27 protein-coding genes are annotated in these 24,760 nt (G+C 70.7%); 12 read left to right on the top strand and 15 right to left on the bottom strand.

Going from position 1 to position 24,760, the window contains the following annotated elements; translation table 11 throughout:
• Nucleotides 1-1,506 carry a porin gene (locus tag AC0N04_RS11155; protein ID WP_474281532.1) on the bottom strand — a complete coding sequence of 502 codons (1,506 nt, stop codon included), beginning with the start codon at nucleotides 1,504-1,506 and terminating at the stop codon, nucleotides 1-3.
• A gap of 214 nt (nucleotides 1,507-1,720) precedes the next feature.
• Between AC0N04_RS11155 and AC0N04_RS11150 the strand changes: the two genes are divergently transcribed.
• Nucleotides 1,721-2,344, top strand: coding sequence for an L-threonylcarbamoyladenylate synthase (locus tag AC0N04_RS11150; protein WP_474281530.1), 624 nt, complete (start codon nucleotides 1,721-1,723; stop codon nucleotides 2,342-2,344).
• Between the two features lie 42 nt (nucleotides 2,345-2,386).
• Here the strand turns inward: AC0N04_RS11150 and AC0N04_RS11145 are convergent, their stop codons facing one another.
• From AC0N04_RS11145 to AC0N04_RS11125, 5 genes are all read right to left on the bottom strand, one after another.
• The gene (locus AC0N04_RS11145; RefSeq protein WP_474281528.1) at nucleotides 2,387-2,758 is read right to left on the bottom strand and encodes a glutaredoxin family protein; all 372 of its coding nucleotides are present in this window, start codon (nucleotides 2,756-2,758) and stop codon (nucleotides 2,387-2,389) included.
• A gap of 10 nt (nucleotides 2,759-2,768) precedes the next feature.
• Entirely contained in the window at nucleotides 2,769-3,113 is a 345-nt protein-coding gene (locus AC0N04_RS11140; RefSeq protein WP_474281526.1) for a RidA family protein, read from the bottom strand.
• A 2-nt stretch (nucleotides 3,114-3,115) separates the two neighbouring features.
• Nucleotides 3,116-3,784, bottom strand: a complete 669-nt coding sequence (plsY, locus tag AC0N04_RS11135) for a glycerol-3-phosphate 1-O-acyltransferase PlsY (RefSeq protein ID WP_474281524.1) — start codon at nucleotides 3,782-3,784, stop codon at nucleotides 3,116-3,118.
• A gap of 89 nt (nucleotides 3,785-3,873) precedes the next feature.
• Nucleotides 3,874-4,362 carry an aminoacyl-tRNA deacylase gene (locus AC0N04_RS11130; protein ID WP_474281522.1) on the bottom strand — a complete coding sequence of 163 codons (489 nt, stop codon included), beginning with the start codon at nucleotides 4,360-4,362 and terminating at the stop codon, nucleotides 3,874-3,876.
• A 26-nt stretch (nucleotides 4,363-4,388) separates the two neighbouring features.
• A complete protein-coding gene (locus AC0N04_RS11125) occupies nucleotides 4,389-5,450 on the bottom strand; it encodes an aldo/keto reductase (protein ID WP_474281520.1) in 1,062 nt (353 codons plus the stop codon).
• A 152-nt stretch (nucleotides 5,451-5,602) separates the two neighbouring features.
• Between AC0N04_RS11125 and chrA the strand changes: the two genes are divergently transcribed.
• Complete coding sequence (chrA, locus tag AC0N04_RS11120) at nucleotides 5,603-6,985, top strand: chromate efflux transporter (RefSeq protein ID WP_474281518.1); 1,383 nt, start codon at nucleotides 5,603-5,605, stop codon at nucleotides 6,983-6,985.
• A gap of 9 nt (nucleotides 6,986-6,994) precedes the next feature.
• Here chrA and AC0N04_RS11115 read toward each other — a convergent pair whose 3' ends face one another.
• Nucleotides 6,995-7,507, bottom strand: coding sequence for an N-acetyltransferase family protein (locus AC0N04_RS11115; protein WP_474281516.1), 513 nt, complete (start codon nucleotides 7,505-7,507; stop codon nucleotides 6,995-6,997).
• A gap of 61 nt (nucleotides 7,508-7,568) precedes the next feature.
• On the opposite strand from AC0N04_RS11115, the gene AC0N04_RS11110 reads away from it, so the two are divergent.
• Entirely contained in the window at nucleotides 7,569-8,555 is a 987-nt protein-coding gene (locus AC0N04_RS11110) for an alpha/beta fold hydrolase (RefSeq protein WP_474281514.1), read from the top strand.
• On the opposite strand, the gene AC0N04_RS11105 is transcribed toward AC0N04_RS11110, so the two are convergent.
• The 3 genes from AC0N04_RS11105 to AC0N04_RS11095 are packed head-to-tail and all read right to left on the bottom strand — an operon-like array spanning nucleotide 8,522 to nucleotide 11,158.
• The gene (locus tag AC0N04_RS11105; protein WP_474281512.1) at nucleotides 8,522-10,657 is read right to left on the bottom strand and encodes a sodium:solute symporter family protein; all 2,136 of its coding nucleotides are present in this window, start codon (nucleotides 10,655-10,657) and stop codon (nucleotides 8,522-8,524) included. The two genes, AC0N04_RS11110 and AC0N04_RS11105, sit on opposite strands and share 34 nt — an antisense overlap.
• Entirely contained in the window at nucleotides 10,635-10,910 is a 276-nt protein-coding gene (locus AC0N04_RS11100; protein ID WP_474281510.1) for a DUF4212 domain-containing protein, read from the bottom strand. Before AC0N04_RS11100 ends, AC0N04_RS11105 begins: the two co-directional genes overlap by 23 nt.
• Complete coding sequence (locus AC0N04_RS11095; RefSeq protein WP_474281508.1) at nucleotides 10,901-11,158, bottom strand: hypothetical protein; 258 nt, start codon at nucleotides 11,156-11,158, stop codon at nucleotides 10,901-10,903. Before AC0N04_RS11095 ends, AC0N04_RS11100 begins: the two co-directional genes overlap by 10 nt.
• Before the next feature lie 140 nt (nucleotides 11,159-11,298).
• Here AC0N04_RS11095 and prfB point away from each other — a divergent pair.
• The 5 genes from prfB to AC0N04_RS11070 all read left to right on the top strand — a co-directional run bounded on the left by prfB (nucleotide 11,299) and on the right by AC0N04_RS11070 (nucleotide 17,544).
• Nucleotides 11,299-12,403, top strand: a protein-coding gene (gene prfB / locus AC0N04_RS11090) for a peptide chain release factor 2 (protein ID WP_474281506.1) whose coding sequence is annotated in 2 segments (ribosomal slippage) — nucleotides 11,299-11,379 and nucleotides 11,381-12,403 — 1,104 coding nt in all. Because the reading frame shifts where the segments join, the coding sequence is not laid out codon by codon here.
• A complete protein-coding gene (locus AC0N04_RS11085; protein WP_474281504.1) occupies nucleotides 12,403-13,071 on the top strand; it encodes an HAD family hydrolase in 669 nt (222 codons plus the stop codon). The genes prfB and AC0N04_RS11085 overlap by 1 nt, the downstream gene beginning before the upstream one ends.
• A gap of 24 nt (nucleotides 13,072-13,095) precedes the next feature.
• Nucleotides 13,096-15,750 carry an aminopeptidase N gene (gene pepN, locus AC0N04_RS11080; protein WP_474282053.1) on the top strand — a complete coding sequence of 885 codons (2,655 nt, stop codon included), beginning with the start codon at nucleotides 13,096-13,098 and terminating at the stop codon, nucleotides 15,748-15,750.
• Nucleotides 15,751-15,788: 38 nt separating this feature from the next.
• Entirely contained in the window at nucleotides 15,789-16,802 is a 1,014-nt protein-coding gene (locus AC0N04_RS11075) for a class 1 fructose-bisphosphatase (protein ID WP_474281502.1), read from the top strand.
• Between the two features lie 31 nt (nucleotides 16,803-16,833).
• Entirely contained in the window at nucleotides 16,834-17,544 is a 711-nt protein-coding gene (locus AC0N04_RS11070) for a hypothetical protein (protein WP_474281500.1), read from the top strand.
• Between the two features lie 6 nt (nucleotides 17,545-17,550).
• Here AC0N04_RS11070 and AC0N04_RS11065 read toward each other — a convergent pair whose 3' ends face one another.
• Complete coding sequence (locus AC0N04_RS11065; RefSeq protein WP_474281498.1) at nucleotides 17,551-18,150, bottom strand: D-sedoheptulose-7-phosphate isomerase; 600 nt, start codon at nucleotides 18,148-18,150, stop codon at nucleotides 17,551-17,553.
• 172 nt (nucleotides 18,151-18,322) lie between these two features.
• Here AC0N04_RS11065 and AC0N04_RS11060 point away from each other — a divergent pair, with 172 nt between their 5' ends.
• The 4 genes from AC0N04_RS11060 to AC0N04_RS11045 all read left to right on the top strand — a co-directional run bounded on the left by AC0N04_RS11060 (nucleotide 18,323) and on the right by AC0N04_RS11045 (nucleotide 20,933).
• On the top strand, nucleotides 18,323-19,303 hold the full coding sequence (locus tag AC0N04_RS11060; protein ID WP_474281496.1) for a sulfurtransferase: 981 nt from the start codon (nucleotides 18,323-18,325) through the stop codon (nucleotides 19,301-19,303).
• A gap of 34 nt (nucleotides 19,304-19,337) precedes the next feature.
• Nucleotides 19,338-19,826 (top strand): thioredoxin family protein, encoded by a 489-nt coding sequence (locus AC0N04_RS11055; protein ID WP_474281494.1) that lies wholly within the window; start codon nucleotides 19,338-19,340, stop codon nucleotides 19,824-19,826.
• A 70-nt stretch (nucleotides 19,827-19,896) separates the two neighbouring features.
• A complete protein-coding gene (locus tag AC0N04_RS11050) occupies nucleotides 19,897-20,487 on the top strand; it encodes a TMEM175 family protein (protein WP_474281492.1) in 591 nt (196 codons plus the stop codon).
• Nucleotides 20,484-20,933: a GNAT family acetyltransferase gene (locus tag AC0N04_RS11045; protein ID WP_474281490.1), complete on the top strand. Its 450-nt coding sequence runs from the start codon at nucleotides 20,484-20,486 to the stop codon at nucleotides 20,931-20,933. Before AC0N04_RS11050 ends, AC0N04_RS11045 begins: the two co-directional genes overlap by 4 nt.
• 13 nt (nucleotides 20,934-20,946) lie before the next feature.
• On the opposite strand, the gene AC0N04_RS11040 is transcribed toward AC0N04_RS11045, so the two are convergent.
• The 4 genes from AC0N04_RS11040 to AC0N04_RS11025 form a co-directional block, all read right to left on the bottom strand.
• Nucleotides 20,947-21,855: a ribose-phosphate diphosphokinase gene (locus AC0N04_RS11040; protein WP_474281488.1), complete on the bottom strand. Its 909-nt coding sequence runs from the start codon at nucleotides 21,853-21,855 to the stop codon at nucleotides 20,947-20,949.
• Nucleotides 21,852-23,369 carry a thymidine phosphorylase family protein gene (locus tag AC0N04_RS11035; protein WP_474281486.1) on the bottom strand — a complete coding sequence of 506 codons (1,518 nt, stop codon included), beginning with the start codon at nucleotides 23,367-23,369 and terminating at the stop codon, nucleotides 21,852-21,854. Before AC0N04_RS11035 ends, AC0N04_RS11040 begins: the two co-directional genes overlap by 4 nt.
• Nucleotides 23,370-23,429: 60 nt before the next feature.
• Entirely contained in the window at nucleotides 23,430-23,951 is a 522-nt protein-coding gene (locus tag AC0N04_RS11030) for a DUF1993 domain-containing protein (protein WP_474281484.1), read from the bottom strand.
• 73 nt (nucleotides 23,952-24,024) lie between these two features.
• Nucleotides 24,025-24,567: a GNAT family N-acetyltransferase gene (locus AC0N04_RS11025; RefSeq protein ID WP_474281482.1), complete on the bottom strand. Its 543-nt coding sequence runs from the start codon at nucleotides 24,565-24,567 to the stop codon at nucleotides 24,025-24,027.
• Between the last annotated feature and the right edge of the window lie 193 nt (nucleotides 24,568-24,760).

Here is a 24,760-nt window from a genome sequence, read left to right as displayed (position 1 = left end):
TCAGAACTCCAGGCCCATGCCCACATCGATCCGCGAGAAGTCGGTGTTGGTGAGGAAGTGCTGCAGATCGACCTTGAACACCACATCGGGGTTGAGGTAGAAGTTCGCGCCGACGGTCACCACATGGTCGCGCGGCTGGGCGACATACCCAACCTGACCGGGTTCGTTCGGGTTGGGCATGGCGCCGGTGGGGGGGGTGCCCAAGCCCGGGGCGATGCCCTGGTAGGCCGCAGCCATGTCGTAGCGTTCCCAGCGGCCGAACGGCGCCAGGCGCATGCCCCCGGCCAGCGGCAGGTTGTAGGCGCCTTGCAGGTACCCGCCGTCGAACTTCGACGGCAGCGGGTTGACCGTCCCGGGATGGAGCGCGTTGGCCGCACCGGCGTGGCTGATGCCGCCCTGGGCATAGAGCGCCGAGAGATCCCAGCGGCCCGGCTGGTAGCGGCCATGGACTTCCCACAGGCTCGCGCGCTGGGCGCCGATGCCGTCGGCTGCTGGCGTGACCTGGCCGCCGAAGTAGCTGCTGCCCAGCGTCAGGCCGGGCCGGCCGCGGTAGTTCAGCGCCACGTACTGCGACAGGTGCTGCGCCTTGGCCAACGCACCTTCCTGATGGGTCGCCTGCAATGGTGCGACGCCGTTGTTGACCATCTCCAGCGCCGAGGCGTAGAGCGGGGCTGCGGGGGCGAAGTCCCACTTCGACAAGTCCACGCCGGTGGTCAGCCCGACATTCCAGTCCAGTCCGGCGTCGCTGCTGCCGTAGAACGACAGGCCGGCCTCGCGCCAGGTGCTGGGGATGATCAGCGTCTCGACGAAGTTGCGCTGCACGCCATAGAAGCGGCCGGGCTCGTGGTTCTCGTTGAGCAGGCCGGCCGGGATCAGGAACAGGCCGGCGCGTGCCGAGGCCTGGGCGTTCAAGGTCCGGTCGACATAGAACTGCTCGACCTCGAACTCGCCCGGATCGCTGGCCGAGGCCACGCCGTGCTCGACCTCGTACTCGGAATTGAAGCGGGTCTGCGGGTCGAACTGCACGCCGATGCCGAACACCGCGCGCGCCAGATCGGCGACGCTTTGCCCGGCGTTGTGGATCGGATGCGTGCCATACAGCTCGCCGTAGCCCCACAGCGAGAGCTTGTCCCAGGCGCCCGGCCTGTCGGCTTGAAGGCTGGCCTGCCGGGTGGCCGCGGCGGCGCTCCGGGCGGCGGCGGCCACCTCGGCCTTCAAGGCCTGCTGTTCGGCCTGGACCTGGCTTGCCTGGGCTTGTTGTTGGCGGGCCTGCGCGTTGTCCTGCCGGCCGAGTTGCCGCACCGCTTGCTGCAAGGCCTGGATCTGCTCCTGCATCTGGTTCAAGGCCCGGGCCAGGGCCTGATTCTCGGCTTCGAGGTGCTTGATCGTCGCCGCGCTGCCTGGCGCCGCCTGGGCGAGCGGCGCCAGGCCGATCGAGAACAGCCCGATCAGCGCGGCAGTGGTGCGGATGGCGGGACGGTACCGCGGATGAGAGAGGCAGGACATGGTGGGTATTCCGGTGGACACGAGGAACGACGAGGCGTCGGAAGCAGGCGCACAGCGCATCGATCGCGGCATCTTTATTGCGATTGATTCGCATTCTCTTTTACTTCCTGCATGCTGTAAAGCGTCGCCACGGCCGCGGGGGGGTCGGGCGCCACGCACGGCACGGCGCTCGCCCGCGCAGGCCCGCCCTGGCGGGGCCTGCGACAATCCACGGATGTCCCAATTCGTCGATGTCCACCCCGACAACCCGCAGGTCCGCCTGCTCAAGCAGGCCGCGCAGGTCCTGCATGCCGGCGGCGTGGCCGCCGTGCCCACCGACTCCAGCTATGCGCTGGTCTGTCACCTCGACGACAAGGCCGCCGCCGAGCGGCTGCGACGCATCCGTGGCGTCGACGACAAGCATCACCTCACGCTGCTGTGCCGCGACCTGTCCGAGCTGGCCACCTACGCCAAGGTCGACAACCGCCTGTACCGGCTGCTCAAGCTGGGCACGCCGGGGCCGTTCACCTTCATCCTCGAAGCGACCAAGGAAGTGCCGCGCCGGCTTTCGCATCCGTCGCGCCGCACCATCGGCCTGCGCGTGCCCGAGCACAAGGTGCTGCAGGCGCTGCTGGAAGAACTGGGCCAGCCGCTGCTGGCGACCACGCTGATCCCGCCCGGCGAGACCGAGCCGCTCAACGACGCGGACGAGATCCGCGAGCGTTTCGACAAGCAGTTGCAGGTGGTGGTCGATGCTGGCGCCTGTGCGATGCAGCCGACCACGGTGATCGACCTCACGGGCGATGAGCCGGTGCTGGTGCGCCAGGGCCGCGGCGACCCGGCGCTGCTGGGGCTCTGAGGCCGGGCATCGACGCCGGCCGGCAGCCCTCGGGCGCCCCGCTCAGCCGCCGGCCGGTGCCTGCAGCGCGTCCAGCACCTGCTGCGGGTCGAAACCCACCTGCGGCCGGCCGCGCACGAACAGCAGCGGCGTACCGGGCGACTGTTGCGCGCTGAAGGCAGCGGCGCAGGCCGCGTCCTTTTCGACGATGCATTCCTGGAACGCCACGTGGTTGGACGTGAGCCAGTGGCGGGCGCTGGCACAGAACAGGCAGGTCTGCGACGAGAGCATGCGGATGTCGCCCGGCCTGGCCAGCCGGGCGATCTCGGGGCCCAGCTTGCGCTGCTGCCAGCCCTGCACCAGCGGCCAGCCGAAACTGGCCAGCGCCAGCATCAGCAGCAGCACGATCAGGTCACGCCGGCTGAGCGAAGCCATGGCCCGGTTCTCAGACCGCCGCGGTGACGACGATCTCTACCTTCCACTCCGGCTTGGCCAGCGCGGCCTGGACGGTCGCGCGCGGCGGCGTGTGGCCGGCCACCACCCAGGTGTCCCAGACCGCGTTCATGCCGGGAAAATCGGCGATGTCAGCCAGGAAGATCTGCGCGCGCAGGATCTTGGTCTTGTCGCTGCCGGCCTGTGCCAGCAGCGCGTCGATCGCCGCCAGCACCTGGCGGGTCTGACCGGCGATGTCCTGCGTGCCATCGGCGGCCACCTGGCCGGCGAGGTAGCACACGCCGTTGTGCACGGCCATCTCGGACATGCGGGCACCGATCTCGTGACGTTGAACCATGTTCAGGGTCTTTCCTTGCGTTGATGACGATGAGGGTGGGATGGCTTGTGGCCGGCCGGCGCAGTCCCGCCGGCCTTGCCGCCGATCTTCGATTCGGTGCCGGCCAGCAACTTGCGGATATTGCCCCCGTGACGCCAGATCAGCAATGCGCTCATCAGCGCGATCGCCAGCACCGACGGAGACACGCCGTAGACGACGAGTTGGAAGAACGGGGCGAACAGCGCGGCGAGGATCGCCGCCAGCGACGAGTAGCGGCTGAAGTAGGCCACCGCCAGCCACAGGCCCAGCGCCGCCAGCGCCGTCACCGGCACCAGGGCCAGCAAGACGCCGACCGCGGTGGCCACGCCCTTGCCGCCGACGAATCGGAAGAACACCGGCCAGAGGTGGCCCAGGAAGGCCGCCAGGCCCACCAGCGCCACCGTCATCTCGCCCCAGCCCCAGTGCGCCTGCCACTGCTGCGCGACCAGCACCGGGATCGCCCCCTTGAGCGCGTCGAGCAACAGGGTCAGGACGGCCGCGAGCTTGTTGCCCGAGCGCAGCACATTGGTGGCGCCGGGGTTGCCCGAGCCATAGGAGCGCGGGTCCGACAGGCCCATCAGGCGGCTGACGATGACCGCGAACGACAACGAGCCGATCAGGTAGGACGCGAAGATCGCCAGCAGGGAAGTCATCAATGGCATGGTCGCCCGGGAACGTGGAATCGACGGGCGTGGAGTGTACGCGGGCGCCGCTCGACCCGGTGGGGGAGCCCGGGCGGGGCTCAGATCGCGCAGCTCACGGCGCGGGCGCCGAGCACCTCGCTCAGCACCCGCGGCGACAGGCCCACCAGGTAGCCGCGGCGCCCGCCGTTGATCAGCAGGCCGGGCAAGGCGAGCACCGTGGCCTCGACGTACACCGGCATCGTCTTGCGGGTGCCGAACGGCGAGGTGCCGCCCACCAGGTAGCCGCTGTGGCGCTGCGCCACTTCAGGCTTGCACGGTTCGACGCTTTTGGCGCCGATCGCCCGCGCCAGGTTCTTGGTGCTGACCTGCTTGTCGCCATGCATCAGCACGATCAGCGGCTCGGCCCGGTCGTCCTGCATCACCAGGGTCTTGATCACCTCGTGCTCGGGGCGACCCAGCTGGCGGGCCGACTCGGCCGTGCCGCCGTGGTCCACGTAGTCGTAGACATGCTCGGTGTACTGCACGCCGCGGGTCTTGAGCCACTGCGTGGCGGGGGTTTCGCTGACGTGCTTGTCTTTCTTGGCCATGGTTCAAATCAGGGGCGGGCAGGCCGTCACTGGGCCGGGTCGCGCAACTCCCAGCGGATCGCGTCGACGGCCTTCAGCAGGTCCGGGCTCAGGGCGACGTCCCAGGCGTTCAGGCATTCGTCGAGCTGAGCGACGCTGGTCACGCCGATGATGGTCGAGGCCACCCGCCAGCTGCGGTAGCAGAACGCCAGCGCCAACTCGGTCGGGGTGAGGCCGTGCTCGCGGGCCAGGGCGTTGTAGCGCGCCGCCGCCTGCAGGGCCTCGGGCCGCGCCCAGCGCTGCTGGCGCATCGACGCGAACCGGGCCAGGCGGCCGATCTCGGGGCGCTGCGGATCCAGTCCGGTGGCGTCGTACTTGCCGGTCAGGCTGCCGAAGCCCAGCGGCGAGTAGGCCAGCAGGCCCACCTGCTCGCGGTGCAGGACTTCGTCGAGGCCGTTGTCCACGATGCGATGGATCAGGCCATAGGGGTTCTGCACCGTGGCGACCCGCGGCAGGCCGTGGCGCTCGGCCTCGCACAGAAAGCTCATCACGCCCCACGGCGTCTCGTTGGACAGGCCGACGTGCCGCACCTTGCCGGCCTGGACCAGCGTCTGCATCGCGCGCAGCTGGACCTCGATCGACGAGTAGTCGCCGTCCTTGGCCGGATCGAAGTAGATCGCCCCGAAGGCCGGCGCGTTGCGGTTGGGCCAGTGGATCTGGTAGAGGTCGATCACGTCGGTCTGCAGGCGGCGCAGGCTGTCGTCGCAGGCCTGGACGATGTGCTCGGGCTTGAGGTCGCGCGCGCCGCCGCGGATCCAGTCCATGTTGCGGCTCGGCCCGGCCACCTTGCTGGCCAGCACCACCTGGCGGCGCGCATCGGGGCGCCGGGCGAACCAATTGCCGAGAATCGTCTCGGTCGCGCCGAAGGTCTCGCGCCGGGGCGGTACGGCGTACATCTCGGCGGTGTCGACGAAATTGATGCCACGCGCCAACGCGCGATCGAGGATGGCGTGGGCCTCGGCCTCGCCGACCTGTTCGCCGAAAGTCATCGTGCCCAGGCAGATCGGGGTCACGGCCAGGTCGCTGCGGCCCAGGGTGCGGTGTTGCATGCGGAGTTCTCTTCAGGAATCGACAAGGGCCGCAGTGTGCCGCAGTCGGCGCCGCACTGCAGCGTCGGGGATGTGCGGTGAGGCCGCAGCCGCACTGCGCGGCGACCGGGCACCGACCCGTGGCGCCGCCGGCTCGGGTATCGTCGCCGGCCATGACACCCGCCGCCGAACCGCTCGCCCCGCGCGGCGACGTCCTGCCCACCCCGCCGGCGCCGGTGAGCTTCGCCCAGGCGCTGCGCTTCTGGCTCAAGCTCGGCTTCATCAGCTTCGGCGGACCGGCCGGCCAGATCGCCATCATGCACAGCGAACTGGTCGAACGCCGGCGCTGGATCAGCGAGCAGCGTTTTCTGCACGCGCTGAACTACTGCATGCTGCTGCCCGGCCCCGAAGCCCAGCAACTCGCCACCTACATCGGCTGGCTGATGCACCGGACCCGCGGCGGCGTGGCGGCCGGCGTGCTGTTCGTGCTGCCGTCGCTGTTCATCCTGATTGCGCTGAGCGGCCTCTATCTGGTGTTCGGCCAGGTGCCGCTGGTGGCCGCACTGTTCTACGGCGTCAAGCCCGCGGTGGCCGCGATCGTGGTGCAGGCCGCGCAGCGGATCGGCATGCGCAGCTTGCACAACCGCGCCCTGTGGACGCTGGCCATCGCGTCCTTCCTGGCGGTGGCAGTGCTGCATCTGGCCTTCCCCTGGGTGTTGCTGGCCGCCGCGCTGGCAGGCGCGCTCGGCGGCCGGTGGCGGCCGGACCTGTTCGGACCGCGCCGCCGCGCGGCCGCCCTGGTGGCCGGCCACCCACCGGCGCTGATCGACGACGCCACCCCGCCGCCGCCGCACGCCCGCTTCACGACCGCCCGACTGCTGCGGGTGCTGGGCGCCGGCGCGTTGCTGTGGGCCGGCCCCTTGCTGCTGCTGGTGGCGTTCCAGGGCTGGCACGGCACGCTGGCGCAGATGGCCTGGTTCTTCACCCAGGCGGCCTGGCTGACCTTCGGCGGCGCCTATGCGGTGCTGCCATTCGTGGTCCAGGGGGCGGTGGGCCATTTCGCCTGGCTGGGCAGCTCGCAGATGATCGACGGCCTGGCGCTGGGCGAAACCACGCCCGGCCCGCTGATCATCGTGGTCGCCTTCGTCGGTTTCGTCGGCGGCTGGCAAAGCCCGTCGCTGATCGCCGCCATGGGGGCGGACCACCGCTTCGCCGCGGCCGCGCTGGCGGCGACGACCGTCACCTGGTTCACCTTCCTGCCGTCGTTCATCCTGATCCTGGCCGGCGGGCCCTTGGTGGAGGCGACCCGCGACGACCTGCAGCTCAGCGCGCCGCTGACCGCGATCAGCGCCGCCATCGTCGGCGTCGTGCTGAACCTGGCGCTGTACTTCCTGGGCAACGTGCTGTGGCCGCACGGCCGCGCGGCCGGCACGGATGCAGTGGCCGCGCTGCTCGCATTGGCCGCCGGGCTGGCGCTGATGGTGCTGCGCCGGGGCGTGATCGAGGTCTTGCTGGCCAGCGCCGCGCTGGGCGGCTTGTGGACCCTGCTTCGCTGACGTCTCCGGTCAGCCCGGCGCCGGGGCGGCAAACGCCTGCAGGCCATCGCCGCTGACGCGGCAGATACGCCAGTCCGGCAACACCGTGGCGCCCATCTTTTCGTAGAACGCGATCGCGGCGGCGTTCCAGTCCAGCACGCTCCACTCGAAGCGGCCGCAGCCGCGCTGCAGCGCCAGCGCGCCCAGGTGCTGCAGCAGCGCCCGGCCCAGGCCGGCGCGGCGGTGCGCGGGCTGCACGTAGAGATCTTCGAGATACAGCCCGGGGCGGCACTTGAAGGTGGAGAAATTGGTGAAGAACAGCGCGAAGCCCACCACCGCGCCCGCCACCTCGGCCACCACGCATTCGGCCACCGGCCGCTCGCCGAACAGGTGCTGGTGCAAGGCCTCCGGGGTGGTCTCGACCAGGTGCGAGAGTTGTTCGAATTCCGCCAGCTCGCGGATCAGCGCCACCACCACGGGCACATCGGCGGGACGCGCGGGCCGCAGCGGCGAGGCGTCGAGGGTTGCATCGGACAGCGTCATGGACGCCGATTTTGTCACCGTGCCGACAGCGCCGCCGGGCGCCAGCCCCTACCATCCGATCATGTCCGAAGCCCTCGTCTACACCCCCCGGCGCCCGGCCCGCGACCGGGTCGTTCCCGTGCGCGGCCTGGCCTACCACCTGAGCGTCTGGGGCGAACCCGATCTGGTCAGCCCCGAGCGCCCGGCACTGGTGCTGGGCCACGGCTTCATGGACGTGGGCGCGTCGTTCCAGTTCGTGGTCGATGCGCTGGCCCTGCTGGAAGGGCCGACGCGCTACATCGTCGCCCCCGACTGGCGCGGTTTCGGCCGCACCGAGGTGCCGCACACCGACAGCTACTGGTTCGCCGACTACCTGGGCGACCTGGACGCGCTGCTCGACGGCCGCGTGCCCGGCCTGGCCGCCGGCACCGCCGCGATCGATCTGCTGGGCCACAGCATGGGCGGCAACATCGTGATGAGCTATGCCGGTGCGCGGCCGGCCCATGTGCGCCGGCTGGTGAACCTGGAAGGCTTCGGCATGCCGCGCACCATCGCCGACGAGGCGCCCAAGCGCCTGGCCGACTGGCTCGACGCGCTGGCCGCGCCGCAAAGCCTGCGCGATTACCCCAGCGCGGACGCGGTGGCCGAGCGGCTGTGCCGCAACAACCCGCGGCTGCGCCCCGACCGCGCCGCCTGGCTGGCCCACCAGTGGGCCGCGCCACGCGCCGACGGCCGCTGGCACATCCTGGGCGACCCAGCGCACAAGCGGGTCAGCGCCATGCTCTACCGGGTCGACGAGGCGCTGGCCTTCTGGCAGCGCATCGCGGCCCCGTTGCTGTGGCTGGAGGGCGACGAGACCGATGTCACCCAGTGGTGGGGCCACCGCTATCCGCGGGCGGATTTCGAAGCCCGGCTGGGCGTGGTGCGGCAGGTCGAACGCCGCGTGCTGTCACCCAGCGGCCACATGCTGCACCACGACCAGCCCGAGGCGCTGGCCCGCCGCCTGCTCGACTTCCTCAGCGCGCCGGGGCCCGATCAGTCGGCCGCCGCCGCGGGGTCGCCCGGGTAGCGCAAGGCCTCGATCTGGCGCATCGTCGACGGCGCCGGCCGCGGCGTCAGCAGGCTGACGACCCCGATCACCGCGAAGCCCAGCGGCACGCCGAACACCCCGGCCGAGATCGGCTGGATGCCCCACCACAGCTGCACCGGCCCGGTCAGGCCGAAGACGCCGCGCAGCCAGGGCTGGGTGGTGGCCATGTACCAGAAGGTCACGCCCAGGCCGGCCAGCATGCCGGCCGCCGCCCCCCAGCGGTTGGCGCGGCGCCAGAACACCCCCAGCACCAGCGCCGGGAAGAAGGCCGCCGCCGCCAGCGAAAACGCCGCCGACACCAGGAACAGGATGTTCGCCGGCTTCTGCGCCGCGACAAAGGCCGCCGCCAGCGCCACCGCCAGCAGCAGCACCTTGGAGATCATCACGCGCCGCGCGGTCGACGCGGTCGGATCGATGACCTTGAAGTACAGGTCGTGCGACAGCGCGCTGGTGATCGTCAGCAGCAGGCCGTCGGCCGTGGACAGCGCCGCCGCCAGGCCGCCCGCCGCGACCATGCCGGAGATCACGTAGGGCATGCCGGCGATCTCGGGCATCGCCAGCACCAGGATGTCGCCGTCGATCTTCAGCTCGCCGAGCTGCAGGATGCCGTCGTGGTTGACGTCCTCGACGCTCAGCAGCGTCGGGTCGACCTTGGACCAGCTCGCGATCCAGGCCGGCAGCTGGTCGAAATGGGTACCGACCAGCGAGGTGAAGACCTCGTACTTGAGCATCACCGCCAGCGCCGGGGCGGTCAGGTACAGGATGACGATGAACAGCAGCGACCAGGTCACCGAGCTGCGCGCCTCCTTCACCGACGGCGTGGTGTAGTAGCGGATCAGCACGTGCGGCAGGGCGGCGGTGCCGACCATCAGGCAGAACACCAGCGCGATGAAGTTGCGCCGCGACAGGTCGAAGGCCGTGCGCTCGGCCGGCGTGCCGTCCGGGTTGCCGGCAAACGGCGTCGCGTGATCGGGCATGCCCGCCAGCGGCACCGCACGCAGGCGGAGCTCGGCCCGCTGAGCCGTCCAGAGCGCCACGGCATCGTCCGCGGTGCGCGGCAGCTGCGCCAGCTCGCGCTCGGCCGCCTGGATCACGTGCTGGGCGGCATGCGCCCGCTTGAGCTCGGCGACGTGCCGCAGCGCGTCGGCGCGCTCGGCGGCCATCGCCGCAGGCACGTGATGCAGCTTGCGGCCCAGCAGATCGGCCCGGGCCTGGTAGATCGCGATCACGTCGCGCTCGGCCGGGTCGCTCTTGAGTCGCTGCTCGATCGCACTGACCTTCTGCAAGGTGTAGCCGTAGACGGCCTGCGGCAGCGGCGAGCCGGTCTGCTTGAGGCTGAGCCAGGCCACCGGCATCAGGTAGGCGATCACCAGCACGATGTATTGGGCCACCTGGGTCCAGGTCACCGCCCGCATGCCGCCCAGGAACGAGCACACCAGGATCCCGCCCAGGCCGAGGAAGACGCCGATCTCGAACGACGCGATGCTGGTCAGGCGGGTCGTGATCAGCCCCACGCCGTAGATCTGGGCGACCACGTAGATGAACGAGCACAGGATGGCGGCGGCCAGGCCGATCAGCCGGGTCAGGTGGCCCTCGTAGCGCATGCCCAGGAAATCGGGCACGGTGAACTGCCCGAACTTGCGCAGGTACGGCGCCAGCAGGAAGGCCACCAGGCAGTAACCGCCGGTCCAGCCGAGGATGAAGGCCAGGCCGTCGTAGCCGGTGAGGTAGAGCGTGCCGGCCATGCCGATGAACGAGGCCGCGCTCATCCAGTCGGCCGCGGTGGCCATGCCGTTGTAGACCGCCGGCACGCGGCGCCCGGCCACGTAGTACTCGACCGCATCGGTGGTGCGGCTCATCACGCCGATCACCGCGTAGATCACCACCGGCGCGGCCAGGAACACGAAGCCGATGTACTGCCGCGGCAGGCCCAGCCGCTCGAGCACGGTCATCAGCGCGATGAAGATCAGGAAGCACAGCGCGTAGCCGAGGTAGATCATGTGCAGGCGCCGCCGGAAGCCCAGGCTCGCCAGCACCCGCCCGCCGGCCGCGGCGGGCTCAGTCCTGCTCGTCGACGCCATGGCTCGCATCCAGCCGATTCATCGCCCAGGCGTAGACCGCCACCAGCGCCAGGAAGACGAGCAGCGCGCCCTGCGCGGCCCACCAGAAGCTGAACGGCCAGCCGAAGAACGAGAACGTCAGGCGCCGGGCCTCGAACACGACGCCGAAACTGGCCGCTGCCCACAGCAGCAGCAACAGCGCGGTCAGGCGGCGTACCCGCACCCAATAGGCACGGCGCCGCTCGGCCCCGGCGGCGTGCGACGCTAGCGGCATGCCTGCACCCCCAACGCCAGGCACAAGCGGATCTTGGCCAGTGTGGCCAGCAGCCAGCAGGCCGCCAGCCACCAGCCGGCATGGCGGCCGGCCAGGCGCTCGAAGGGCTGGACCACCCAGCCCAGCAGGCGATGGAACGGATTGGCGGCGCGGGCCGGCCCGGCGATCAGCCCCAGCACGAAGCGCCCCAGCAGCGCCATCAACGCCACCTCGCAGACCCATTTCACGCTCACCGCCAGCCACAGCATCCGTTGCGCCTCGTCCCACGGCCGGCGAGCACCGGCCGCATGTGTGTTGCGCCGCATTGTCGCGGCATTCGCGGCGCGCAGGCGGCGGGCCGTCGGCGCCGGCATGCGAAAATGCGAGGTTTGAAAAAAGGACCCGCGTCATGGACATCGAACGCATCAATGCCATCGGCAACTCCCTGGCCGACCTGACCCGGCGGACCCTCGACTTACGGGGGTATCTTTGACTACGACCGCAAAGTCCTGCGCCTGAACGAAGTCAACGCCACGCTGGAAAACCCCGACATCTGGAACGACCCCAAGCGGGCGCAGGAACTGGGCAAGGAAAAGAAGACGCTGGACGAGGTCGTGGGCACCATCGACCACCTGACCAGCAATCTCGCCGACAACACCGAGTTGTTCGAGATGTCCAAGGCCGATGACGACGTCGCCGGCCTGGAAGCCATCGAAGGCCTGGCGGCCGAACTGCGCGAGATCGTCGAGCGGCTGGAATTCCGCCGCATGTTCAGCAACCCGGCCGACCCGATGAACTGCTTCGTCGACATCCAGGCCGGCGCAGGCGGCACCGAGGCCTGCGACTGGGCCGGCATGCTGCTGCGCCAGTACCTGAAGTACTGCGAGCGCAAAGGCTTCAAGACCACGATGGAAGACGAGACGCCGGGCGACATCGCCGGCATCAAGAGCGCCACCATCAAGGTCGAGGGCGACTACGCCTTCGGCCACCTGCGCACCGAGACCGGCGTGCACCGCCTGGTGCGCAAGAGCCCGTTCGATTCGGCCGGCGGGCGCCACACCAGCTTCGCGTCGCTGTTCGTCTACCCGGAGGTCGACGACTCGATCGAGATCGACATCAACCCGGCCGACGTCCGCACCGACACCTTCCGCGCCTCGGGCGCTGGCGGCCAGCACATCAACAAGACCGATTCGGCGGTGCGGCTGACGCACATCCCGACCGGCATCGTCGTGCAATGCCAGGACGGCCGCAGCCAGCACAGCAACCGCGACGTGGCCTGGAAGCGGCTGCGCTCGCGCCTGTACGACCATGAAATGCGCAAGCGCATGGAAGAGCAGCAGAAGCTGGAAGACACCAAGACCGACGTCGGCTGGGGCCACCAGATCCGCTCCTACGTGCTGGACCAGAGCCGCATCAAGGACTTGCGCACCAACGTCGAGACCTCCAACACCCAGAAGGTGCTCGACGGCGACCTGGACGCCTTCATCGCCGCCAGCCTGAAACAAGGCCTGTGATGCCGGCGCCGGCCCGCTTCGATGCCCTGCTGTTCGACCTCGACGGCACGCTGATCGACAGCATGCCGCTGCATCAGCGCGCCTGGACGACCTGGTTCGCGGACCGGGGCCGCCCGCTGGACGAGAATCCGGCCTTCTTCGCCCGCACCGCCGGGCGCAGCGGCCACGAGATCCTGGCCGACCTGTTCCCGACGGCCTCGGCCGCCGAGATCGAGGCCATGGCCGAGGCCCGCGAGGCGCGCTACCGCGAGCTGGCGGCGCGCGAACTGGCGCCGGTGGCCGGCGCGCTGGCCTGGCTCGCGCTGGCCCGGTCGCAACGACTGAAACTGGCGGTGTGCACCGCGGCGCCGCCGGCCAACATCGCGCTGGCCTTCGAGCGCTTCGATCTGGCGCGCCAGATCGACACCGTCACCAGCCCGGCGGACGGCCTGCGCGGCAAGCCGCACCCGGACCTGTTCAGCGAGGCCGCGCGCCGCCTCGGCGTGAGCCCCGAGCGCTGCCTGGTGTTCGAGGACGCGCCGCTGGGCATCGAGGCCGCCCGCCGGGCCGGCATGCCGGCGATCGCCCTCGCCACCACGCTGGAGGCCCGCGCCTTCGGCACCCCTCCCCACCTGATCGCCACGGTGAACGACTTCACCGCGCTCGATCCTTCCCTGCTGTTGGCTTGACCAAGAAGGACGCTCCTCATGATGATGCGTGAAGGCACGGCGGCGCTGGTGCGCCGCGAAGACTACCTGGCCCCGGCCTACTGGATCCGCAGCGCCGAGCTGACGCTGGACCTGGATCCGGCCAAGACCATCGTCGCCAGCAAGCTGGCGATCGAACGCAACCCGGACCAGGCCGCTCAACCGCTGCGGCTGAACGCCGAAGGGCTGAACCTGCTGCGCGTGCTGGTGGACGGCCAGAGCGTGTCGTTCCGCCACGAGGACGACCTGCTGACCCTCGAGGCCCCGGCCGCCGAGCGCTTCACGCTGGAGATCCGCAACACCGTCTCGCCCGAGAAGAACACCCAGCTCAGCGGGCTCTATGCCTCGGGCTCGGGCCTGTTCACGCAGTGCGAGGCCGAGGGCTTCCGCCGCATCACCTGCTTCCTCGACCGACCCGACGTGATGGCGGTCTACACCGTCACGCTGCGCGCCGACAAGGCGAAGTACCCGGTGCTGCTGTCCAACGGCAACCTCGTCGAGCAGGGTGCGCTCGACGGCGGCCGCCATTACGCGACCTGGCACGACCCCTTCCCCAAGCCCAGCTACCTGTTCGCCGTGGTGGCGGCCGACCTGGTGGCCCGCGAGCAATGGGTGCGCACCCGCGCCGGCAAGGATCACCTGCTGCAGATCTTCGTCAAGCGGGGCCAGCTGGAAAAGACCGAGCACGCGATGAATTCGCTGGTCGCCTCGATGGTCTGGGACGAAGCCCGCTTCAAGCTGCCGCTGGACCTGGAGCGCTTCATGATCGTCGCGGTCGACGACTTCAACATGGGCGCGATGGAGAACAAGGGCCTCAACGTCTTCAACACCAAATACGTGCTGGCCAGCGCCGCCACCGCGACGGACGAGGATTTCGACGGCATCGAGAGCGTCGTCGCGCACGAATACTTTCACAACTGGACCGGCAACCGCGTCACCTGCCGCGACTGGTTCCAGCTCTCGCTGAAGGAAGGCCTCACCGTCTTCCGCGACCAGGAATTCAGCATGGACATGGCCGGCAGCGCCTCGGCCCGCGCGGTGCGCCGCATCGGCGACGTGCGCTCGCTGCGCGAACGCCAGTTCCCCGAGGACGCCGGCCCGATGGCCCACCCGGTGCGCCCGGACGCCTACCAGGCGATCGACAACTTCTACACCGCCACCGTCTACGAAAAGGGCGCCGAGGTGGTGCGGATGATGCACAGCCTGGTCGGCCGTGACGGCTTCGCCGCCGGCATGGCGCGCTACTTCGAGCGCCACGACGGCCAGGCCGTGACCTGCGACGACTTCGCGCAGGCCATGGCCGACGCCAACCCCGCCAGCCCGCTGGCCCGGCACCTGCCGCAGTTCAAGCGCTGGTACGGCCAGGCCGGCACGCCGCGGCTGTCCGCACGCGGCGAACGCGACGCGGCCAACGCCACCTACACGCTCACGCTCACCCAGTCGAACAACGGCCAGCCGCCGCAGGTGCTGCCGATCGCGATGGGCCTGCTGGCCCGCGACGGTCGCGCGCTGACGGTGCAGCTCGACAACGACGCCTACGCGGGGTCGGCCACCGAGCGCGTGCTGGTGATGACCGAGGCCGAGCAGCGCTTCACCTTCACCGGCATCGCCGAGGACTGCATCCCCTCGCTGCTGCGCGGCTTCTCGGCCCCGGTCGAGCTGCGCGACGACCTGAGCGACGCCGATCTGCTGGTGCTGCTGGCCCACGACAGCGACGCCTTCAACCGCTGGGAAGCCGGCCAGCGCCTGGCGCTGGCGCGGCTGCGCGCCGCGCTGTCCAGCGCGACCCCGCTCGCCCTGGACCCGGCCTACGTCAACGCCTTGCGCACGCTGCTGCGCGACCCGGCGCTGGACCCGGCCTTCAAGGCCCTGGCCTTGCTGCTGCCGACCGAAGGCTACGTCGCCGAACAGCTGGCCGAAGTCGACCCGCAACGCATCCACACGGTGCGCGACGCGATGCGGGCCGAGCTCGCCGCGGCGCTTCATGACGACTGGGTCTGGGCCTTCGAGGCCCATCAGGTCAGCGCCGGCTACCGGCCGGACGCGGCGCAGAGCGGCCAGCGCGCGCTGGCCAATCTGGCGCTGGCGATGCTGACGCTGCATGCCCAGGCCCATGGCGACACGGTCTGGCCGGGCCGCGCCTACCAGCGCTTCAAGGACGCCAGCAACATGACCGACCGGCTGGGCGCGCTCGACGCGCTGCTGCTGGCCGGCTCCGAGCTGGCCGCGCCCGCGCTGGAACGCCTGCACAGCCAGTTCCGCGGCGATGCGCTGGTGCTGGACAAGTGGTTCCAGATGCAGGCCCGGGCCAGCGAACGCGATGGGCGAGTGTTCGCCCGCGTCAAGCAGCTGCTGTCGCATCCCGACTTCACGCTGCACAACCCGAACCGCGCCCGCGCGCTGATCGCCGCCTGGTACACCAATCCGGCGGCCTTCCACCGTCCCGATGCCGCGGGCTACGTGCTGTGGTCCGAGAAGGTGATCGAGATGGACGCGCTGAATCCGCAGCTGGCGTCGCGTTTCGCCCGCGCGCTGGACCGCTGGCGCGCGCTGGCCGAGCCCTACCGCAGCGCCGCGCGCGAGGCGATCGCCCGCGTCGCCGCCCGGCCGGACCTCAGCGACGACACCCGCGAGATCGTCACCCGCGCGCTGCAGGACTGAGCCCGGCGCCGCATCGACATTCCCATCCCGGAGGATTCATGAGCAAACGCATCAGCCTGACCCAGTACCTCGTCGAGCAGCAGCGCGAGCACGGCCACATCCCGGCCCAGCTGCGCCTGCTGATCGAGATCGTCGCGCGGGCCTGCAAGAGCATCGCCATCTCGGTCAACAAGGGCGCGCTCGGCGAGGTGCTGGGCTCGGCCGGCTCCGAGAACGTGCAGGGCGAGGTGCAGAAGAAGCTCGACATCATCTCGAACGAGGTGCTGATCGAGGCCAACGAATGGGGCGGCCACCTGGCGGCGATGGCGTCGGAGGAGATGGACTCGATCCACGTCGTGCCCAACCGCTACCCGCAGGGCGAATACCTGCTGCTGTTCGATCCGCTCGACGGCTCCAGCAACATCGACGTCAACGTCTCGATCGGCACCATCTTCTCGGTGCTGCGCAAGGTCACCCACAACCGCGGCGTCAGCGAGGAAGACTTCCTGCAGCCCGGCCGGCAGCAGGCCGCCGCCGGCTACTGCGTCTACGGCCCGCAGACCACGCTGGTGCTGACCGTCGGCGAAGGCGTGGCGATGTTCACGCTCGACCGCGAGCAGGGCTCGTTCGTGCTGACGGCCGAGAACGTCCGGATTCCCGAGGACACCCAGGAGTTCGCGATCAACATGTCCAACCAGCGCCACTGGGCCGCCCCGGTGGCGCACTACATCGAAGAGTGCCTGCAGGGCAAGACGGGGCCGCGCGGCAAGGACTTCAACATGCGCTGGGTCGGCTCGATGGTGGCCGACGTGCACCGCATCCTGACCCGCGGCGGCGTCTTCCTGTACCCGTGGGACCAGCGCGAACCCGACAAGCCCGGCAAGCTGCGCCTGATGTACGAGGCCAACCCGATGAGCTTCCTGGTCGAGCAGGCCGGCGGCATGGCCAGCAACGGCCACGAGCGCCTCATGGACCTGATGCCGACCAAGCTGCACGAACGCGTCAGCGTCGTGCTGGGCTCGAAGAACGAGGTGCAGCGCGTCGTCGAGCACCACCAGCCGGCCGGCGCCTGAGCGCCCTGCCGACGGCCCGCCCCGCAGCGCCATGAACACCGACTACATCTACTGGACCTTCACCTCCGCCGCGAGCTGTGTGTCGACCTTCGTGGCCCTGCTGCTGACCGGCTACGCGCTGGTGCTGTCGCAGATCGAGGCGGCGCGCGAGCGCGACGAATCGCTGCAGGAGCTGCACGACGCGCTGCGCAAGATCTACCACGCGCGCCTCACCGGTCTGGCCTGGCTGACGGCGATCGCCGTCATCCTGAGCCTGCTGGCGGTGTGGCTGAACCGCTCCGGCGTGCCCGCCCCCGGCGCGATCCTGGCCGTCGCGGCGACGCTGGACATCACCGCGATCATCACCGGGCTGGCCTTCGTGGTCTCGATCATCGACCCGGCCAAGTACCAGAAGGCGGCCGAGCGCGAGCTGGAACAGGTGCAGGCGGCCGACCCGTCGGGCATGGTGGCGCCGGTGATCGACTACTTCCGCGCCTACCGCAAGCTCGACCGCGCGCTGCGCGACCTGGCGACCCGGCACGACATCGCGCCCGATGAAGCCGAGACCAAGCGAACCACCAGCGTGCGCAAGCTGGCCGAGGAGCTGCTGCATCTGGACCTGATCACCGACGACCTGTGCGCCGAGGTGCAGGAGCTCGCCAAGTACCGCAACCTGCTGGTGCACGGCGACGTGAAGGACGCCGACTTCGGCATGATCGAGCGGGTCCGCGGCGCCCTGGCGCGGATTCGCCAGATCGCCTGAACGGGCTCAGTCGCCCAGCAAGGCGGTCTCGACCAGATCGCACAGCACGTGGCCGACGAACTGCTGGGCCTCCAGCACGCGGGCGGTGCCACCGCCCGGCACGACGATCGCGAGATGGCAGCTCTCGGCCAGGCCCCGGCTGCCCGGGGCCAGCAGGCCGACGGTCAGCAGGCCGCGCTCGCCGGCGCGGTCGGCCGCGCGCTTGAGCGCCGCCCCGCCGTCGCCGGCGCAGATCACCAGCAAGGCATCGCCCGGCCGGCCCAGCGCCTCGACCTGGCGCGAGAACACCTCGTCCGCGGTCCAGGCTGACCCGACCCCGTCGCTCGACAAGGCCAGCACCGCCAGCGGCCGGTGGCCGTTGCCGGCCAGCCAGTTGCCCAGGTGGCGGCTCAGCGCGGCCGACGCCGCCTGCCCGCCGATCAACAGCTTGCCGCCCGCACCGAGGCAGGCGGCGAGGCGCTCGGCGACTGCCTGCACCTCCGCTTCGAGCCGTCCCATCGATCGGAACTGCGCCTGGTGCGCCTGCAGGGCGCGCGCGAATCCGCCGGGCTGCCCGGGGCTCGATGCCGGCAGCGGTGCGGTCGCGGAATCCGGGACAAGGCTCATGGTGCGCCATCGTCGCAGGCCCGCCAGCCCACCAAAGGCCGGGAAAGCGGCCCCTAGGCCGCCCACTTCGTCGCCTTGGCGGCGGCGCCCATCAGGGCAAACCGGCAGACACCCGGCACGGTATCGCTGCAAGAATGGCTGTCCTTCAACTTTCAATCAGTCGGGAAACGCAATGATCCAGCGGGTGAACGTGGGACGGTGGACGGCCGGCATCGCGACGATGGCGGCCTGGGGTCTGGCGCAGGCGATCGGCCTGCCCGGCCCGCTGGTGACGCCGCAATGGCTGCACGAGCACGCCAGCGACGTGCAGGTGGTCGACATCCGCGACGACATGAACTCGCTGACCAACAAACCCAGCTTCAGCACCCCGAACGGCAAGAAGGTGCTCGACCAGGTCGGCGGCCACATCCCGGACGCCTTGTCGGCCAACTTCTGGGCCTTGCGCGAGTCGCACACGATCGACGGCAAGAAGATCGACTTCCAGCTGCCCACGGCCGAGGAGTTCCAGGGCGTGATGCGCGCCTCGCAGCTGGAGCCGGGCAAGCCGGTGGTGCTGGCGCCCACCGGCGACGACGCGGTGTCGCTGCAGGAGGCCGCGTTCCTGGCCTGGGAGCTGCAGTTGTTCGGCCAGCCGGCCGACCAGATCGCGATCCTGGACGGCGGCACCCACGCCTGGATCATGGCCGGCTACGACGTGGACGACGACGCGATCGCGCCGATGACCGCCGGCCACTGGACCGCCCAGCCGCCGCGCGCCGAGCTGCTCGCCACCGTGGCCCAGGTGCAGGCCGCGCCGCGCGCCCGCCAACGCCTGCTCGACGCCCGACCGCTGGCCCAATACGCCGGGCTGGACCGCACGCCGGTGATCCCGGTCTATGGCCGGCTGCCGGGCGCCAGCCCGCTGCCCGCCGAGCTGCTGTATGCGCCGTCGCCCGACGGCGCCTGGCACTTCCTCTCCGCCGACCGGTACAAGGCGGTGTTCGCCCTCAACGGCGTGCCGCGGCTCGGCCCGGCGATCCTGTACTGCAACACCGGGCAGTACGCCGCCGGCGCGTGGTACGCGCTGGCCCGCATCGTCGGCATCAAGGGCTTGCGCGAATACCCCGGCGGCATGAACGAATGGGTGCAGCGCGGCCTGCCGGTGAACCCGTGACGCCGCGATCCACCCACCCGTCCGAGCACCGGCGATGACGCGCCCGCCCACCCTGCTGCGAGCCCTCGCCGGCGTCGCGCTGGCCGCGGCGCTGGCCCACCCGCTGTCGGCCGGACCGCTGCCCTACGACGAGGGTGCCGATGCGCCGGCCGCGATGCGCCAGGCCCTGGCCGGTGCCCAGGCCGACCACCGGCCGGTGCTGCTGATCCTCGGTGCCAACTGGTGCGAGGACTGCCGCGCGCTGGACCAGGCCCTGCACCAGGGCCGCAATGCCGAGCTGATCGCACGCCACTTCCGGGTCGTCAAGGTCGACGTCGGCAATTTCGACCACAACCTCGACCTGGTCCGGGCCTACGGCAATCCGATCAAGAACGGTATTCCTGCGGCGGTCGTGGTCTCGCCGGACAACCAGGTGCTGTACTCGACCCGGGCGGGCGAGCTGGCGGACGCGCGGCACATGAGCGACACCGGCATCTACGACTTCTTCCAGCGGGTCAGCCAGCGCGTCGCACCGGCGCCGTGACGCCGCGCGCCGCCGGCGCGGGCCCGGTCCGTGCTCCAATGGCCGGTGGCTCAACCCACTTTCGAACACCATGGGCAAGGGACGTCTGGAAGCCTTCAGCGACGGCGTGATCGCGATCATCATCACCATCATGGTGCTGGAGCTGAAGGTGCCGCACGGCGACGATCTGCAGGCGCTGCTGCCGCTGTGGCCGGTGCTGCTCGGCTACGTGCTGAGCTTCACCAACGTCGGCCTCTACTGGAACAACCACCATCACCTGCTGCACACCTGCAAGACGGTGAACGGCGCGATCCTGTGGGCCAACCTGCACCTGCTGTTCTGGCTCTCGCTGATGCCGGCCACCACGGCCTGGATGGGCGAGACCCACTTCGCCGCCGTGCCGATGGCCGTCTACGGTTTCGTGCTGCTGATGTCGGCCGTCGCCTACTGGATCCTCAGCCGCGCGATCATCCGCTCGCAGGGCCCGCAGTCGCTGCTCCAGGCCGCCATCGGCAAGGACTGGAAGGGCAAGCTGCCGCTGCTGATGTACGCCGCGGCGGTGCCGCTGGCCTTCGTGTCGCCCTGGCTGTCCGGTGCGCTGTACGTGCTGGTGGCGCTGATGTGGCTGGTGCCCGACCGGCGCGTGGCGCGCGCACTGGCGCAACACGAGCCCACGCCATGACGGGCGCCACACTGATCCTGCGGCCGTTCCGGCCCGGCGACGAGGCGGCGGTGGTCGCGCTGTGGCAGGCCTGCGGCCTGACGCGGCCCTGGAACGACCCGCACCGCGACATCCAGCGCAAGCTCGGCGTGCAGCCTGAGGGCTTTCTGGTCGGCGAGGCCGATGGCCGGATCGTCGCCAGCGCGATGGCCGGCTACGACGGACACCGCGGCTGGGTCAACTACCTGGCGGTGGCGCCCGACTGCCGTCACCGCGGCCATGGCCGCGCGCTGATGCGGCACATCGAGCAGTGGCTCACGACGCTGGGCTGCCCCAAGCTGAACCTGCAGGTGCGCGCCGGCAACGATGCCGTGCTGGCCTTCTACGCCCGCCTGGGCTATGGCGACGACCACACGGTCGGCCTGGGCAAGCGCCTGATCGAGGACGGTCCGCCGAGCACGGGCTGAGCCCCGCGCCCTGTCAGGCCGCTTTCAGGGCCTGGGCCAGCAGCGGCACGACGCTGATCGCGTTGCTGGCGTGCGGCACGCAATCCGTGCTCCAGATGTGGCGCACCCCCGCCGCTTGCAGGTCGGCCAGCGCATCGCCGACGAACAGCGCGTGGGTCACCGCCACGTCGACGCTGGCCGCGCCGGCCGCCCGCGCCAATTGCGCGGCGGCGACCAGCGTGCGGCCGGTGCTGGCGACGTCGTCCACCAGCACCACCGCGCGGCCCCGGCAATCCAGGCCGGACGGCAGCGTGACGTCGACCGCGTGGTCGCCGTGGCGCTGCTTCAGGCAGCCGGCATGGTCGGCCGCCGGCTGGCAGGCGGCCGCCGCTTCGCGCACCCATTGCGCCGACTCCTCGTCCGGCCCCAGCAGCAGCGGCCGCCTCACCCGCTCGGCCACCCAGCGCCCGATCAGCCGGGCGGCCGTCAGCGAGCGCGCCGCGCAGCCCGGCATCACCTCGTCCAGCGACGCGATGCGGTGCAGGTGCGGGTCGACGGTCAGCAAGCCGTCGAACTGGCGCGCGAGCCAGCCGGCGATGTGGCGCTGGCTGACCGCTTCGCCGGGCGTGAACGCGATGTCCTGCCGCATGTAGGCCAGGTAGGGGCAGACCAGCGTCAGCGCCGCGGCGCCCAGCTCGCGGGCGGCCGGCGCCGCGATCAGCAGCTCGACCAGCTTCTCGTTGGGCTGGTGCAGGCTGCGCCAGACCAGCACGTGGCCTTGCAGCACGGGCGGCAGGCGCAGCTTCAGCTCGCCGTCGGGAAAGCGGTGGCGCTCGATCAGCGCCAGCGGCACATCCAGCGCCCGGGCCAGCGCGCCGGCGGGCTCGCGCTCGTCCTCGAAGGCCAGCACCTGCCGCGGCGGGCCGAGCGGCGCGGCCGTCACGCGGCCTCCACGGTGTAGCCGTGGCCGCGCGCGGCCAGCTCGCGGGCGAAGTCCAGGTCGGCCGGGAACTGCGCGTGCAGGCGGTACAGCGTCTGTCCGGCCACCACCGTGTCGCCGACCTTGCACAGCAGGTCGGCGCCGGCGCCGGGCATCTGCGGCGCGCCGGCCAGACGGGCGATGCGCGCCAGGCGCAGGTTGTCGATCGCGCGGACCACGCCGGGCGCTGCCGCCGTGACCTCGTGCACCAGCGTGCCCAGTTCGGGCGGCTGCGGGCGTCGCCCCTGCGCGTCGATGATCGCCTCCATCTGCGCCAGCGCGCGGCCCGATTCGAGGATGTCGCGGGCGATGCGCCAGCCGTCGCCGCCGCGCACGTCCGGGTCGAACTCGATCACGCGGCCGGCCAGGCGCAGCGCCTTCTCTCGCAGGTCGGCCGGTGCCTGCGGGTCGTTGCGCAGCACGCGCATCACGTCGCGGGCCTCCAGCACCGGTCCGATGCCGTTGCCGATCGGCTGGCTGCCGTCGGTGATCATCACGTCGAGCTGCAGGTTCAGGCTGCCGGCGACGTACTCGAACAGCTTGCGCAGGCGCAGTGCCTCCGCCATCGAGCGCACCTTGGCGCTGGGGCCGACCGGGATGTCCAGCACCAGATGAGTCGAGCCGGCGGCGATCTTCTTCGACAGGATCGAGGCCACCATCTGGCCCGAGGAGTCGATGCCCAGCGGCCGCTCGACCGAGATCAGGATGTCGTCGGCCGGCGAGAGGTCGGCGGTGCCGCCCCAGGCCAGGCAGCCGTTGGTGTCGCGCACGATCTGCTGCAGGCGCTCGAACGGCAGCTCGACCTGGGCCAGCACCTCCATCGTGTCGGCCGTGCCGGCCGGCGAGGTGATGGCGCGCGACGAGGTCTTGGGGCACAGCATGCCGTGCGCGGCGACGATGGGCACCACCAGCATCGAGGTGCGGTTGCCCGGAATGCCGCCGATGCAATGCTTGTCGACCACCGGGCCGCCGCGCACGCTGTGCTGCCAGTCGAGCTGGCGGCCGGACTCGATCATCGCCTCGGTCAGGTACAGCACCTCGTCGCGTTCGAGGTCGTAGCCGTTGGTCGCGACGACGAAGGCCGCCAGCTCGATCTTCGAGTAGCGCGCGGCCGCCACGTCGCGGATGATGGCCCGCAGGTCGTCGCGCGACAGCCGTTCGCCGGCGATCTTGCGGTGCAGGGCCGACAGCGAGGCCGCCGGTTCGGCCGGCGACACATGGGCGGCGTGGCCGGCCAGCACGTTCAGCCGCGCGAACGCGTCCTCCGACAGGCCCAGTTCGCCGCGCTCGACGATCTGGTCGTCGTCGACCACGTTCAGCACCGCGCTGATCGTGGTGCCGTTGGCCCGTACCATCACCTTGGACAAGGCCTGGAAGCCGGCCGCCCGCACCACCGCGCAGTCGCGGTGCAGGTAGACGACGCTTTCGCGCCAGGTATCGATGCCGACGCGGCGGATGCGCAACTCTTGCAGTTCCATCCGCGCACTCTACCGCGGCGCGCGGGCACCGCCGCGGCGACGCCCGCGCGCCCGCCCCGCTCAGGCGGCGGCCTGCGGGCCGGCCAGGTAGTCGGCCTTGCCCAGGTCCACGCCGGCCTGGCGCAGCAGCGCGTAGGCGGTGGTGATGTGGAAGAACATGTTGGGGATCGCCCAATGCTTCAGGTAGGCCTCGGCCTTCATCGTGCGGGTGGCGTCGCGACCGACCGGAAAGGTCACGTCGGCCGCCTCGCGGCCATCCAGCGCCGACGGCGGCACCGTGGCCAGCCAGTCCAGCGTCTTGGCGATGCGGGCCTTCAGATCGGCGAAGCTGGCCTCGTTGTCGTCGAACTTCGGCGCCTTGATGCCGGCCATGCGCGCCGTGCCGTTCTTCGCCGCGTCGCAGGCGATGCGGATCTGCGCGGTGAACGGCAGCATGTCGGGCGCCAGGCGCATCGCCAGGAACACGTTCGGGTCGAACTTGCGCGCGGCGGCGTTCGCCTCGGCCTTGTCCAGGCAGTGCGCGAGGTTGGTCAGCGCGGTGGTGAAGACAGGCAGGCTGGCGCTGCCGAGGGTGATGGACATGAGCAGATCTCCCGGGAGTGAATGAAGCTGGCGCGCATGCTACGCGCCAGCCCTCGCCCTTGCAGGGCACGGGTCAAGCGGCCAGCCCCGGAGGTCGAGGATGCCAGCGCGCCATGCTCAGGCAGTCGGCATAGACGCCATCGCGCAGGCCGTACCCACGCAAGCGGCCCTCTTCCACAAAGCCAAGACTCCGATAGAGCGCGATCGCGCGGTCGTTGTCGGCGAACACCGTGAGCTCGATCCGCAACACACCGGCCCAGCCATCGGCGTAGGCCAGCAACGCGGCCATCAGCGCACGGCCCACCCCCTGCCCTTGCGCCTCGCGCGCCACCGAAATCCCCAGGCCCACGGCGTGACGGCGCCGTGGCGACCCGCCCGATGGGTGCAGGCCGGCCTGACCCAGCACCTGCCCGTCGCGCTCGGCGACCAGCACCAGCTCCGAGGTGCCGCCCTTGTCCTGCGCCGCCAGGCGCTCGCGCCAGAGGCCTTCCGACGGAAAGGGCAGTTGCAGTGTCCCGGGCAGCACCTCGGGGTCGCCCATCAGGGCGGCGAAAGCAGCGGCATCGTCGACGCGGGCGCGCCTGAGGCGGAACGGTGAGTGGTCGGGTCGGTTCAACATCGGCTCCTGGTAGGGGCTCAAAAAAGACAAGGCCCGCGGGGTGCGCGGGCCTGGGACGGGTGGCCGTCGAGGCGGCCGGGGTGTCGCAGGACCCGCTACGGACTGTGGACCGGGCACGGAGCCATGCCCACCAGAACGGCGGTCAGGGACACGGGGGGGTTCGGGCCGCGCGACACGGCCCAAGCTTAGA

The sequence above is a fragment of the Ideonella sp. sgz306126 genome (assembly GCF_056032705.1).
Note: the sequence above shows the minus strand (reverse complement) of the source record. Positions and strands in the feature narration are given on the sequence as shown.